The organism is Vibrio genomosp. F10 str. 9ZD137 (assembly GCF_049974785.1).
GTDB lineage: Bacteria > Pseudomonadota > Gammaproteobacteria > Enterobacterales > Vibrionaceae > Vibrio.
Genome location: NZ_JBNGCJ010000332.1, coordinates 1 through 13129, shown reverse-complemented (window position 1 = coordinate 13129; position 13129 = coordinate 1). Strand labels below are relative to the sequence as shown.

The 13129-nt window shown below is 43.2% G+C and carries 13 protein-coding genes; 7 read left to right on the top strand and 6 right to left on the bottom strand.

Annotation, left to right across the window (positions count from 1 at the left end):
- From ACP45E_RS06900 to ACP45E_RS06885, 4 genes are all read left to right on the top strand, one after another.
- Nucleotides 1-1342: L-glutamate gamma-semialdehyde dehydrogenase (locus ACP45E_RS06900; RefSeq protein ID WP_069584830.1), on the top strand; the 1342-nt coding region annotated here is incomplete at its 5' end.
- 13 nt (nt 1343-1355) lie between these two features.
- Entirely contained in the window at nt 1356-2051 is a 696-nt protein-coding gene (locus ACP45E_RS06895) for a hypothetical protein (protein WP_017037775.1), read from the top strand.
- Nucleotides 2052-2123: 72 nt separating this feature from the next.
- Nucleotides 2124-3614 (top strand): sodium/proline symporter PutP, encoded by a 1491-nt coding sequence (gene putP, locus ACP45E_RS06890; protein WP_017037774.1) that lies wholly within the window; start codon nt 2124-2126, stop codon nt 3612-3614.
- A 596-nt stretch (nt 3615-4210) separates the two neighbouring features.
- A complete protein-coding gene (locus ACP45E_RS06885) occupies nt 4211-4687 on the top strand; it encodes an Lrp/AsnC family transcriptional regulator (protein ID WP_017036197.1) in 477 nt (158 codons plus the stop codon).
- A gap of 62 nt (nt 4688-4749) precedes the next feature.
- On the opposite strand, the gene ACP45E_RS06880 is transcribed toward ACP45E_RS06885, so the two are convergent.
- Entirely contained in the window at nt 4750-5454 is a 705-nt protein-coding gene (locus tag ACP45E_RS06880) for a hypothetical protein (protein ID WP_017036198.1), read from the bottom strand.
- A 268-nt stretch (nt 5455-5722) separates the two neighbouring features.
- On the opposite strand from ACP45E_RS06880, the gene ACP45E_RS06875 reads away from it, so the two are divergent.
- From ACP45E_RS06875 to ACP45E_RS06865, 3 genes are all read left to right on the top strand, one after another.
- Nucleotides 5723-6676, top strand: a complete 954-nt coding sequence (locus ACP45E_RS06875; protein WP_017036199.1) for a M23 family metallopeptidase — start codon at nt 5723-5725, stop codon at nt 6674-6676.
- A gap of 14 nt (nt 6677-6690) precedes the next feature.
- The gene (locus ACP45E_RS06870) at nt 6691-7017 is read left to right on the top strand and encodes a bactofilin family protein (RefSeq protein WP_017036200.1); all 327 of its coding nucleotides are present in this window, start codon (nt 6691-6693) and stop codon (nt 7015-7017) included.
- Nucleotides 7018-7251: 234 nt separating this feature from the next.
- Entirely contained in the window at nt 7252-8397 is a 1146-nt protein-coding gene (locus ACP45E_RS06865; RefSeq protein WP_017036201.1) for a tetratricopeptide repeat protein, read from the top strand.
- A gap of 113 nt (nt 8398-8510) precedes the next feature.
- Here ACP45E_RS06865 and sstT read toward each other — a convergent pair whose 3' ends face one another.
- The 5 genes from sstT to ACP45E_RS06840 all read right to left on the bottom strand — a co-directional run bounded on the left by sstT (nt 8511) and on the right by ACP45E_RS06840 (nt 12827).
- Nucleotides 8511-9728, bottom strand: a complete 1218-nt coding sequence (sstT, locus tag ACP45E_RS06860; protein WP_017037773.1) for a serine/threonine transporter SstT — start codon at nt 9726-9728, stop codon at nt 8511-8513.
- Between the two features lie 291 nt (nt 9729-10019).
- Nucleotides 10020-10505, bottom strand: a complete 486-nt coding sequence (locus ACP45E_RS06855) for a copper chaperone PCu(A)C (RefSeq protein ID WP_017036203.1) — start codon at nt 10503-10505, stop codon at nt 10020-10022.
- A 104-nt stretch (nt 10506-10609) separates the two neighbouring features.
- On the bottom strand, nt 10610-11254 hold the full coding sequence (locus ACP45E_RS06850) for an SCO family protein (RefSeq protein ID WP_017037772.1): 645 nt from the start codon (nt 11252-11254) through the stop codon (nt 10610-10612).
- Complete coding sequence (locus tag ACP45E_RS06845; RefSeq protein WP_017036205.1) at nt 11251-11679, bottom strand: hypothetical protein; 429 nt, start codon at nt 11677-11679, stop codon at nt 11251-11253. The genes ACP45E_RS06850 and ACP45E_RS06845 overlap by 4 nt, the downstream gene beginning before the upstream one ends.
- 227 nt (nt 11680-11906) lie before the next feature.
- A complete protein-coding gene (locus ACP45E_RS06840) occupies nt 11907-12827 on the bottom strand; it encodes a DUF368 domain-containing protein (RefSeq protein WP_026026586.1) in 921 nt (306 codons plus the stop codon).
- Nucleotides 12828-13129: the final 302 nt, after the last annotated feature.

Below are 13129 nucleotides of genomic sequence, written 5' to 3'. Positions count from 1 at the left end.
GGTGACTTATGCAAACCTTGGTCATGTGTCCCAAGCGATCACCAGTGCCGCTAACGCATTTCAAGGGTGGAATGAGACAGAAGTCAGCGATAGAGCCGCTGCTCTTGACCGATTAGCCGATTTACTGGAAGAGAACCTTGCTGAGCTGGTTGCGCTTTGCCATCAAGAAGCGGGAAAAACCATTCATGATGGCATTGATGAAGTTCGTGAAGCGGTGGATTTCTGTCGTTATTACGCAAAGCAAATTGAACAATTCACACCAGAGCAAATTATCGCGTTTGACGGCACGTTAAATTTTGCCTCTCGCGAAGCGCTTGGTGTCTTTGTATGTATTAGCCCTTGGAACTTTCCACTCGCGATATTCCTTGGCCAAATAACGGCTGCACTGGTAGCGGGTAACACTGTCGTGGCTAAGCCTGCGGAACAAACCAGCTTAATTGCCGCTAAAGCGGTAGAGTTGATGCATCAAGCGGGCTTTCCAAGCAACGTGGTTCAACTTCTCCCTGGCAAAGGCAGTGACATTGGCTCGGCACTGACGACACATCCTCTTATCGCTGGTGTTGCATTTACTGGGTCAACACTCACCGCGCAACGCATCAATCAATCTCTCGCAAAACGAGAACAGTCATCGGTGCCATTTATCGCGGAAACGGGTGGCCAAAATACCATGATTGTTGATAGCACGGCTTTACCAGAACAAGTGGTGCGCGATGTTATTCGCTCTGCGTTTGCTTCGGCAGGTCAGCGTTGTTCAGCATTGCGAGTGCTCTATGTGCAAGAAGATATCGCCGATCGCATCATTGGGCTGATTCAAGGTGCGATGGATGAACTCAAAGTGGGCGTACCGTATCTGCACAGCACAGATGTCGGTCCTGTGATTGATAAAGCAGCAAAACAAAAGCTACTCACACACATTGAAAAAATGATGACCTCATCGAAAAAAGTGGCGCAACTTTCTTTAGATGATAGCTGTGAATACGGCGACTTTATAGCGCCTTGTGCTTTTGAAATCGAGGACATCTCATTGCTGGAAGAAGAGCAGTTCGGGCCGATTTTGCATATCGTTCGTTATAAAGCTCATGAGCTCGCCAGTGTGGTTGAAAAAATCAATCAAACGGGATTTGGCTTAACGATGGGAATCCATAGCCGAAATGAAACAACATACCGTTGGATTGAAGCGCATTCTCGAGTGGGTAACTGCTACATCAATAGAGATCAAGTTGGCGCGGTCGTGGGAGTTCAACCATTTGGTGGACAAGGTCTATCAGGGACTGGTCCTAAAGCGGGTGGGCCTCACTATCTTTATCGATTTACTCAATTGAAACTAACACCATCGGTGTAGGAGAAAAAACATAATGCATCAAATCACACGTTTTTCTGATTCTTACACCGCATGGAAAAGTTGGAGTCAGCTTGATTATAAAACCAGAAGTGCTTACTTGCTACTCGCCTTAACGGAGGTTGAAAAAAAGAAAACCTCGTTAAGCTCTGTGATGAAGTTTCACCTTCAGCATTCGAATAAGTTACTCGATAATACTCATCAGCTTACTGGACCAACAGGTGAAACCAACGAATTGTACACAACAGGTCGTGGCGTCGCTCTTGTTGTTCATGACAGCACCGAAAATAACGCCAATCTAGTTGTTACGTCATATGTATCAGCGGCGTTGCTTGCAGGCAATAGCGTGATTGTTTGTAGCGATGATTTCGAGCTGGTTTCGATGCTGGAAGCGGCGTTTAGGGCAGCAAAATTGCCCGCCAACGTATTGCAGTTTGAGTCTCTCGATGCGCATCAACCATTACTGGATACCGATATTCGGTCTCTCGGCTATGTAGGCCGTATGGATACAGAAATCGCGATCAATCGCCACTTATCTCAGAAAGATGGAGCAATCGTATTATTGACTTCAGAAACAGATATGGCGCAATTGACTCATGCGCAAGACCCAGCACTGTGCTTGCGCTTTATTACCGAGCGAACACGAACCATCAATATAACGGCAGTGGGGGGTAATGCCACACTGCTTGAGCTTGGAAATGAAGCTCATTAACTATTTCAAGTAATCGCCACGGGTTTGTCGTGGCGTTCATGGAAGACTGTCTTTTTACCAGAGGAACAAAAAATGGAAAATAGCTTTGCTATTACAACAACCTTTATTGCCTATCTCATAATGATGTTGGCCATTGGGGTTATCGCTTACCAACGTACAAAAAATTCTACCGACTATTTCCTAGGTGGCCGCTCTCTTGGGCCTTGGCCTTCAGCATTATCTGCTGGGGCGTCGGATATGAGTGGCTGGCTACTGCTTGGCTTGCCTGGTTACGCCTACGCTGCGGGTATCGAAGCGTTTTGGCTTGCTGGTGGTCTGCTTTTAGGTACATGGGCCAACTGGTTTATCAGTGCAAAGCGTTTAAGAACGTACAGTATTACGACAGATGCACTGACTTTACCTGAGTTCCTGTCAAGAAGATTTAACGACAACACGAAATTGATTCAGACTATTTCAGCATTTTTCATTCTGCTATTTTTCCTTTTCTATACAAGTTCTGGTTTAGTCGCTGGTGGTAAATTATTTGAAACCGTATTTGGTATTGATTATACGGTTGCGCTCGTTATCGGCACTTTATGTGTGGTGTCTTACACATTGTTCGGCGGGTTCCTGGCCGTATCCTGGACCGACCTTGTCCAAGGCTTATTGATGGCAGCTGCGCTATTAATTGTCCCTATCGCAGCAATGCAAGGCGGTATTGGCGATCTAACCACGGATTTGAATAACATTAATCCAGAGCTATTAACCCTATGGAATGACACTAAAGGCGAGCCTTTGTCGGCCATTGCTATTATTTCCTTAGCGGCATGGGGTCTAGGTTATTTTGGTCAGCCTCACATTTTGGCTCGTTTCAAAGCGACTCGTTCAAATAAAGATCTAACAACCGCTCGTCGTATCGCGGTCATTTGGTCTGCACTGTCTATGGTTGGTGCTATGTTAGTTGGCTTGGTGGGTTTGGTGTATGTCACTAACTCTTCAATGGGAAGCTTGGCTGATGGCGAAAAAATATTCATGCTGTTAGTCGATGCGATTTTCCATCCAGTGATTGCGGGTATCCTACTGGCCGCTATTCTCGCTGCCATTATGAGTACGGCTGATTCTCAATTGCTTGTGTCTTCTTCTGCATTGGCAGAGGATTTTTACAAGCAGGTTGTGAATAAGGATGCGAGCTCAGAAGACATCGTTCGCATCGGTCGTTTTGCTGTCATTGGTATCTCTATTGTTGCGCTATTTCTAGCAATGAACCCTGATAGCTCAGTTCTTGGCTTGGTCTCTTACGCTTGGGCTGGTTTTGGCGCCGCATTTGGTCCAGCGGTTGTTCTTAGCCTTTACTGGTCAAGAATGAACCGCAATGGTGCTTTGACGGGTATTATTGTTGGTGGTGTCACTATCGTAATTTGGAAGCAACTCAGCGGTGGTTGGTTTGATGTGTATGAAATTGTTCCGGGTATCATACTGTCTACAATAAGCATCATTGTTGTTAGCCTATTAACGGCTGAACCAGAAGATGCCGTTATGAAACAGCATGCGAAGTTTGAAAAACAGCTGCAAGAGCTTGACTAGTTTTAACTATAATTTGAAAAGCAATGACCTGGACCTGACTTAACCGTCGGTCTAAGGCTCTAGTATCAGTGATGCCCTGCCTTTTGGTAGGGCATTTTTTGATTAAAATTATGAGATCTAGGCTAGAAAGTCGCTGGTATTGGTGAACAAGAGGGTTTTCTTTCGTAACTTAGGTCACGTTTCTTAGACTAAAGTTTGAGCTAATGGAACTAACAGATTCACAATGAGTCCATTATCAATAACCCCCATTTATCGTTCTGGAGAAATCAAAATGTCCAAGGTCTACTGTAATTGTTGCCGCAAACCTACACACCATAAAGTGGTTATGAAGCGCTGCCAGACAGAAAAGCCCCAGTCGACATTGCACTCACTACAGATGCTTTTTTCGAGTTTATTTCAAGGAGAGCACTACGTAAAAATGGAGAAACAAGGATTTTGTCGCGACTGTAATAGCCGTTCAACGCTAACAGAAACGAGTTTTTCGAACATAAGAGTGATCTGATCCACGCTCTACTACTGTGGTAAAACGAGTTTAACGTCAACAATGCACTATTAGTATATGATCACGTTTAACTTTGATGGATGCGCGTACGAAAATGGATTTAGATCGTATAGACCGAGAAATATTAAGAACACTTCACCTGCATGGCCGTTTATCAATAGTAGAGCTTGCTAAACAGGTTAACCTCACCACGTCACCTTGCTCCGACCGTGTCAAACGTCTTGAAAAAGAGGGCTTTATTAGTGGATACCGTGCTGAACTAAACCCAGAGAAACTCGGTTTAGACGTGCAGGTTTTTATTCATATACGCCTCGATCAAACCAGTTTTTCAATCTTTGAGAAATTTTCCGACGCTGTGTCTCTCATGCCTGAAATTGAAGAGTGTTACTCATTATCGGGTGACTTCGATACCATGATAAAAGTACGAGTGAAAGACATGAAAGCTTATCAATTATTCATGTCGAGTAAGCTTGGAACCTTACCTGGGGTGATTCAAACCCGAAGTGAAGTGGTGATAGAAGAGCACAAACGAGGATATGGGGTTAACCCTGAATTGCTTTCAATGATTTAAAAGGAAAATGCATCCACATCTTCCTTTCTGCATGTTTTCTTAAGTGGCATCGTGAAGTCTGGCTATAGAACCAACGAAGAAATCACACCAATGACACCGCCAAAAATGCCACCCCAAACCACAAGCCAACCAAGGTGAGTTTTGATCATAGTTTGAACCATTGATTTTACTAACTGAGGCGTGAGTTCATTTAATCGCTGGTCGATAATATTTTCAATGTTGACGGTTATTTCATCCATCATTTCCGGCGTTTCAAACTGTGCCTTGATGGCTTCTTTAACTGAATCACTTTGACTGATCTCGACAACAGCCTGCTGCATTCTTTCTACGAAAGGTTCTTTTAATGGTGCAAGTGCTTCTGTTCCACCCACCATGGCCAACATACCGCCGAAAGACGAATTGGCAATGACCTCAACCAAAGAATCAAAGGTCGGATTGAAATCCACTTTTTCTAATACTGGCTCTAAATTCAGGGTTTTATCGCCAGCCATCTCTTTATTTAGAAAACGGTCAATGTTCTCTCGGGTAAAAAACTGATCCATCATGAGGACTTTAATGGCCGCTTTAAATTCTTCGAATCTGGCGGGTATGATGCCCGAGCCGTAAAGCCCAGGTACTTTTTCAAATAACATGTGTACGGCTAGCCAGTTTGTTACCGCGCCTGAAAAGGCAAAAAGACCGGCATAAAAAACGATTTCATTGTCAAAGTAGAAGCCAAAGATGAGAATGATCAGGGCAGAAACGTTAGTAAATAAGCTTTTGTTCATAATCGTGACGGTTAAAAAATCATGGAGCGATATTAAGAGATTTTGAAACAATAAAAAAGCAAAGAAATGGCTTTACTCAGGTACAGTAAAAAATAGTGAAGGTTTCTGGTAGCTTGGGTTAAATAAGGGCTAAAAATGACTCGTCGTAAATCACAGAGTTAACAATAAAGCTGTGATATTCGCGCAATCGCAAACAGGACTTAGTTTTGTTAGTCGAACTTGTTTGCTAGAATCCAGCCTGATTTTATGTAATTGAACTGATGGAAGTATGGAAGATAGAGTCGTAGTTTCAGTTTCGTCTATTCACGGGACGAGACATTTTCATCTAGGAAAGTGGATCAGGCACGGTTTAAAAGGGCTGGGTTATTTTGCTTTAATTGCAGTCATTGTCACTGCTGGTGTTATTTATCATTTAGTCGATGAAGTTGATTTTGCGAAGCTAAAACAAAAAGAACTAGAAACTAAATCTATGTCGCTCACTGAAGAGGTCTCTTCACTTCAAGAACTCAAGATTAATTTGGAGAGTGATTTACTTGATCGAGAAGAGCGGATGAATCTCGTTTCTGACCGCTTGGGTGATCTTGAAAAAGTATTGGGAATGGGTGACATCGAAGATGCCAGTGAACTTGAATCACGCTTGGATACCGCTGCGATTACTTCGTCGGTCAGGATGGTGATGTTGACTCAAATTCCGAGTGGTCCGCCTGTTCATAATGCGAGAATTTCGTCAGGATACGGCAAGAGAAAACATCCGGTGACCGGATCGATTAAAATGCATCGCGGTCAGGATTTTGCGGTCAATACGGGTACACCTGTGTATGCACCTGCTGATGGGGTTGTCGAGGTAACTCGGTCAAGTCAAAAAGGGTCGGGTAATTTTCTTCGACTTCAACACAGTTATGGCTTTACGAGTTCGTATTCTCACTTAAATAAGTTTTTGGTTAAAAGTGGTGATTTCGTCCAGAAAGGCGATTTAATTGCCCATTCTGGGAATAGTGGGTTGTCGTCTGGTCCACATTTACATTATGAAATTAGATTTGTTGGTCGTTCATTAGATCCAAGACCCTTTGTGGACTGGGGAGTTAATGATTTTGAGACCATATTCAGTAAAGTAAGAGGTATCCGATGGGAATCTTTAGTAAACAAGGTCGAGTCAAGAGTCAGCAGTCAGCTACAACTGTCATCGCAAAAGGCTGTTCGATCGAAGGCCAACTCAGGTTAGAAAGTGATCTACAAGTGGATGGTGCCGTGGATGGAGAGATTCACGCTGAACACACACTCACCATTAGTGAAACGGGCATCATCAGTGGCGAAATCTACGCTGAACGAGTGTTAGTCAACGGAAAGTTTGAAGGCACTTGCCACGCTGAGACGATTGAAATTTTGTCACGAGGCAGTGTGGTAGGAACGATATACAGTGACAATTTGAGCATTCAAACGGGTGGACGATTCACTGGAGCGACTCACGCAATGCCCGAACAGCAAGTGGTTGAATTGAGTGATGCGAAGAAGATGTCAGAGCCTAAAATGGTCGATAGCAACGCGACACGGACCAGCTCTTAGTTGCCTTACTGCTTCGCGTGGTAAACAGTGAGAACCTCGCACTTTTGCGGGGTTTTTTTATGGAAACAGTCACGGTGAATGATGGATGTGGTAGTTTAAGGTCATAAATATAAGCTATGTTACTTAGGGTTCATTCGCATATAATTTTACTTGGGTAAGTCAAACGAGCCGGTATTTCTCAACTTCTCGATCAAATTACCGATAACTTAGCATCATAATAAAAGAATTCTGCACATGAATATTATAGGGATTGCGATTGGCGCAACCGGTTTGTCATTGATCATAGCGTTTCTGTGGATGCTGTCATTATCGCTGCGCAAAAAAAGGCTAGAAGAAGAAAAAAAACAGCGAGAAGCGGCCTATCGAAAAGCATTAGAGAAATCGCGCCAAATGGAAAGACAAGAACGTTTGAATAAAGCGGAGAACGGTCATATTCCTACGATTCTTTATCTGGCGAAGGAAGGTGAAAGGAAGAGCATTAAAGAAGCGCTGTATTGGTACAGTAAAGCCGCGGAGCTAGATAATATTACTGGCATGTATGGCGTGATTCGTATTAGCCAGAAAGTGAGAGAAGACCTCATACTTAAAGAGAAAGCGAAGTATTGGCAGATATGCATAAAGGCATTAGAGGGCAACCCGCAAGCGAAGTTTGATATGGGAATGGCCTTGTTAAATGGGCGAGGCACTACGGTGAATGCAGAGAAAGCTTTGGACATGATTCGGGCTTCTGCGGAAGACAAATACATCCCTGCCATTCTGTTTATGGGAGATTGGTGCACGTCTGATAGCAATCCAATACCGACACCAAAAGACTCGAGTTTTTGGTATACCAAAGCCGCTAAATTACACAGTAATGAAGGTCGAATGAAACTTGGGCTTACTTATCTCAATGGCGTTGGTGTAGAGAAAGATCACAGTAAGGGCTGTTACTGGTTAGAGCGTGCCGCTGAAAAGGGCCATGCTCAATCGATGTGTCATGCCGGTGAAGCTTGGATTGATAGAGGCAGCAGTGGTAATGCCATTGCGTATATTTGGTTATTTTTATCAGCGTACTTTGGGTACGAGCCGGCTAAAGCGATACGAGATAGGGTGGGCGGTAACATTGGGGTTGATTCTGTTGTCGGTCTTCAGTCGTTGGCTAAACCTCTCTTTCAGAAAATAAGCGCGAACAAAGTGGGCAAGCATTCCATCATTAAAGCGTTGAATAAGCTCTATAAACGCGGAGTTTATTTGCCGGAGAAGGTGATTAAATCAGAAGATGAAGCATTGGAGGATTTAGGTGTTGACCTCGAAAAATCCGAATCGACAAAAACGAACGATTCAGGGCTAGAAAATCACTTTAATTATTCGCCCAATCAAATCGATAAACCGATACAGTAGTGATGTAATTTTCATTGTAATCGAACGAACAATCCCTGCCTTATTCGCAGGGATTGTTGTTAGTAAAGGATTGTTACTCGCTGAGTAAAGGGGGTTATCTCAATTTAGTGAGATTATTGTCCGCGCTTTTGTGCTGCTTTGCATACCGCGGCAGTAAAGACAACGTCAGTTGAACTGTTCAGTGCTGTTTCTGCTGAATCCTGGATCACACCGATGATAAAGCCCACAGCAACGACTTGCATCGCGACGTCGTTAGGGATACCAAATAGTCCACATGCTAATGGAATTAATAGCAGTGAACCACCAGCGACGCCTGAAGCACCACAAGCTGATACCGCAGCAACGACACTCAGTAGTAGCGCAGTCATGAGATCAATTTCAATACCCACAGTATGAACGGCTGCAAGGGTAAGTACGGTAATGGTGATGGCCGCACCTGCCATGTTGATAGTCGCACCCAGTGGAATAGAGACAGAATAGGTGTCTTCATCTAATTTTAGTTTTTCACAAAGTGCCATGTTGACTGGGATATTGGCAGCACTTGAACGAGTAAAGAACGCGGTAACGCCACTTTCTCTAAGACATTGAAGAACCAATGGGTAAGGGTTTTCTTTCGTTTTTAAAAAAACAATGATTGGGTTTACAACCAATGCGATGAAAGTCATGGCGCTTAGCAATACAAACACGAGCTGTGCATAGCCAGCTAGAGCTTCAAAGCCCGTTGTTGCAAAGGTAGCCGATACCAAACCAAAGATACCAAATGGCGCAAGCCTGATGATGAAGCGAACAATCTGAGAGACGCCATGACTGAGATCTTCAAACACAGCTTTAGTCGTCGCTGAAGCATGATGAAGCGCAAGCCCTAAGCCAATTGCCCAAGCTAGAATGCCAATGTAATTCGCGTTCATTAGCGCGTTAACTGGGTTGTCCACGACTTTGAATAGCAAAGTGTTGAGAACCTCAGTAATTCCCTGTGGAGGCGTAGCGCCTTCTGCACCGGCAACCAGTGTCAACGTTGTTGGGAACATGAAGCTGAGTACAACCGCTGTTAATGATGCGGTTAATGTACCAATCAAATACAGACCGATGATTGGACGCATGTGTGTATGTTGATTTTTCTTTTGGTTGGCAATTGAAGCTGCGACTAAAATGAAGACTAAAATAGGGGCAACAGCTTTCAGAGCACCAACAAACAGACTGCCTAAGAGTCCGGCGCTAATGGCACTTTCGGGCGATATTGTCGCGAGAAGAACGCCGAGAATAATTCCGGCTAGGATTTGTAAAACCAGATTTCCGCTGGTAAAACGGGCAAAAATGTTGCTGTTTGGCATGGTCATTCCTGTGATGTGCGAGTGTTTGGATTGTAATAATTAAGTTCATCCATTTGAACGGCGATATGATATAGAGGCACAATTTCATGTCTATAAATAAATTTAATTTGGTGTTAAAAATTGCATTTTTGCTAACAGTGTAAAATTTAATGCTGATTATGGTTGATTTTGTGGTTTTAATTATTATTGGTGATTATCAATTTTAGCGCGGGGTTTGGTTGGCATTTATAGAAGAGGTAAAAAAGGGAAGCATTTCTGCTTCCCTAGGAGATAGAGTTGTATAAAGTAGGATCAGTGGTGTTTCATGCCACTCATGACTTTTTTAACAGGGGCTGTAAACACCTGTTGCTCACCATTTTTAAATGTCAGGTTAACCTCAATAGCTTCACCTTCAATCAATGGCGCTTTTAGGTCTAATAACATGATGTGCAAGCTACCCGGTTTAAGCTCAACGTGATCATTTGCCGGTATCTTGATCTCGTCAATTTGACGCATCTTCATCATATCGCCTTCAGTAATGACATCATGCAATTCGACTTTCCCTGCCGCGTTGGTTGATGCACTCACTAATATGCGGTCTGTATTTCCTTTATTCATCAACTGTGTAAAAACAGCGCTGTTGACTGCGTTAGGAGGTGTCGCTCTTGCGTAGGCGTGATGCACCATCACATCCATATGTGCACTATCTGCTGCCTTTTCTGGCGACACTTTCTCTGCTGATGCATAACCGATCGGGCTTAGGATAAGAGTGCAAAGAAGAAGAGCATTCAGTTTCATGGGCGTTTTCCTTTTATGTTTCTTTTATTTGTTTTGGTTTCTATTGGGCTCTGTTTGAATTGGAGCTTGCTTCTATTGAACTTTATTTTTATTGAGTATGGCTTCTATTTCGTATGGCTTTTATCCATATGAATTCTCGTGATTGCGTCCACTAAGGGAGCTGGAGAGAGCGTGTGTGGAACTTTGGTCAATAAGGTCCCATCAGGTGACGTGAAATAGAAGTAAGAGCTGTGGTCAATCGTGTATTCAAGCTCTGACCCTTCAAGCTCCGTTTTTCTGAAAATAACGCCATAGTGATGTGCTAGCTCTGTAGTGGTCGCGAGCGGGGCAGATAATCCTTCGATCATGGGATGAAAATACTGTGCATATTGATGTGCGGATTCAGCAAAATCTCTTTCAGGATCGAGTGATATGAATACGGGCCAAATGCTCTCTTTTGACACTTCATCTAATTCGTTGATGGCCCCGGCAAGCATGGCGAGTGACGTTGGACACACATCAGGGCAGCGGGTAAAGCCAAAGTAAATGATTCGTGTTCGGGTATCGGTGGTATCAAACAAATCAATGGCTTGTTTGTCTTTACCATGAAAGATAACCGGTTCGGGGTGGCTCTTTGTTTGTTCCGTTTTGGCTGTTGTAGAATCCATGGCCTTTTGAGCATCTGATTCAGCTTGTTTTGTCAGGTAGGTATTGACCGACAGGCCAAGCACAAAAGCCACGACCAGTATTAATGACCAATTTTTACTCATCGTTCCATCCTTAAAGCGGGCGATACAGAGTGATCGCCATCGGTTAAACTTCCGACCCACGTCATTTTTTCAGTGGTACAAACGGGTAAAAGAATATCAACTTGGAAAAGATTCTCCTCGTTTGCGTTAAGTACGTATTTTACCGTGCCCATATCCATTTCTAATCCTTCTAAATCTAGGACTAAAGTCTTGGTTTGAGGGTTGCTCCATTTTACGGTGAACGTTGTTGGTACCAGTGGTTGCACTGTGTCAGTATCGAGGCTCATGGTGACACCGTCTTGAAGGCAAGGCTCTGTCGAAATAAAGCAGTAATCATCGATAGAAGATGTCGATGTTGAAGATGAGGCCAGTTGGCGAAGGTCATTGGCAAAAAAACCAATCACAAGCGCTGCAATTACAGCTGCAACTTTTAGTGCAGGATGCATGGGTATATCCATTTCAATATGTTATGAAAATGGAATACTAACATGCTTAGCGATATGTATTTTAAGACAATTATAAAAATGTGCTAACAGTCGTGTCGGAACATTGAGGGTTCCGACACGAGACGTCACTGATGCTAAAGGATGGACTGTCCGTTATTTCTATTTTGTGCCTCTAATGGGTAAATAGAGACAAAAATCCGAACAAGAAAACGAGAACTTACGAGCTTTTAAACATCATGGTTTTCAGCAAATTTTTCTAGTCCGAGTACTAGACCCATTGCACAAAACATCATCACAATGGCTAGCAATAGTTGAGACGGCTCTGAGGTGATCGTCTCATACTGAAATGGGGACAAGTTTTGCTCAACTAAAGGAACGCTTTCACCACTTGAATTAGTGCGCCATGATAGCGTTTGCTTCCACGGCCAAATTTTTGGCAAAGTGCCCACCATCAACCCTGTTAAGAAAATCAAGGTAAGATCTCTGAATGAATGTAATAAACGAGAGAGAAGGTGTGAAAAGCAGAGCAACCCAATAACACAGCCGCTGAGAAACAAGACTAATACATCAACCTGAAATGATTTCACGGCAGTTAGAACTGGTGAGTACATACCGATCAGTAAGAGAATGAAGCTGCCTGAAATGCCAGGTAAAATCATTGCACAAATCGCGATAGCGCCCGCGAGTAGTATATTGACATTGGTGACTTCAAGTTCAAGAGGATGAAGCACGGTAATGCTATAGGCCGCTGCGATACCCAACAAGAAAAACGCCAGTCGAGAAAGAGAACGTTGCTCTATCTGTTTTCCGATATGCACTATTGAAATCAAGATTAAGCCAAAAAAGAACGACCAAAGAGGGATTGGGTGTTCAATCAATAGCCAAGATATCAATTTTGCCAATGTGGCAATACTGGTAAGAACTCCGCTAAATAATGCGATCAGAAAGAGCCCATTAATATGAGAAAACGCAGCAGAGAACCCTTCTTTTTTCCACAGAGTTAATGCGGACGGATTAATTCGGCGAATACTTTCTAGAAGTGTGTCGTAGATACCAGTGATGAATGCGATCGTGCCGCCAGAGATGCCCGGAACGACATCTGCGGCACCCATTGCCATACCTTTCAAAAATGTAGTGAAATAGTTCATTGTTACAACGTGTGATAAATGATGCACGCAGTATACAAACTCTTGCGCAAAAGAAGTATGAAAATCAGTGGTGAGTTTAAGATTACGCGACAAGAAATTGGTAATACTATGTCTTTTATTAATAAGAAACCAGTAGAGTAGCATTTTGCCGTTTTGTGCATAATGCATTTGCAAAATGCAAAATCAGATCTTGAATATCACTAAAAAGGTGAGGTTTATGCGATCTATATGCTCAATTTATGGGTTTTTAAAGTTGGCACGATAACTGCTATATAAATATTGACCCTTCTTAAGCCGAGGGT

Excerpts from the sequence above, each read along its gene's own strand:
- ACP45E_RS06895 (WP_017037775.1), top strand. The coding sequence starts at position 1,356 with ATGCATCAAATCACACGTTTTTCTGATTCTTACACCGCATGGAAAAGT.
- putP (WP_017037774.1), top strand. The coding sequence starts at position 2,124 with ATGGAAAATAGCTTTGCTATTACAACAACCTTTATTGCCTATCTCATA.
- ACP45E_RS06885 (WP_017036197.1), top strand. The coding sequence starts at position 4,211 with ATGGATTTAGATCGTATAGACCGAGAAATATTAAGAACACTTCACCTG.
- ACP45E_RS06880 (WP_017036198.1), bottom strand. The coding sequence starts at position 5,454 with ATGAACAAAAGCTTATTTACTAACGTTTCTGCCCTGATCATTCTCATC.
- ACP45E_RS06875 (WP_017036199.1), top strand. The coding sequence starts at position 5,723 with ATGGAAGATAGAGTCGTAGTTTCAGTTTCGTCTATTCACGGGACGAGA.
- ACP45E_RS06865 (WP_017036201.1), top strand. The coding sequence starts at position 7,252 with ATGAATATTATAGGGATTGCGATTGGCGCAACCGGTTTGTCATTGATC.
- sstT (WP_017037773.1), bottom strand. The coding sequence starts at position 9,728 with ATGCCAAACAGCAACATTTTTGCCCGTTTTACCAGCGGAAATCTGGTT.
- ACP45E_RS06855 (WP_017036203.1), bottom strand. The coding sequence starts at position 10,505 with ATGAAACTGAATGCTCTTCTTCTTTGCACTCTTATCCTAAGCCCGATC.
- ACP45E_RS06850 (WP_017037772.1), bottom strand. The coding sequence starts at position 11,254 with ATGAGTAAAAATTGGTCATTAATACTGGTCGTGGCTTTTGTGCTTGGC.
- ACP45E_RS06845 (WP_017036205.1), bottom strand. The coding sequence starts at position 11,679 with ATGCATCCTGCACTAAAAGTTGCAGCTGTAATTGCAGCGCTTGTGATT.
- ACP45E_RS06840 (WP_026026586.1), bottom strand. The coding sequence starts at position 12,827 with ATGAACTATTTCACTACATTTTTGAAAGGTATGGCAATGGGTGCCGCA.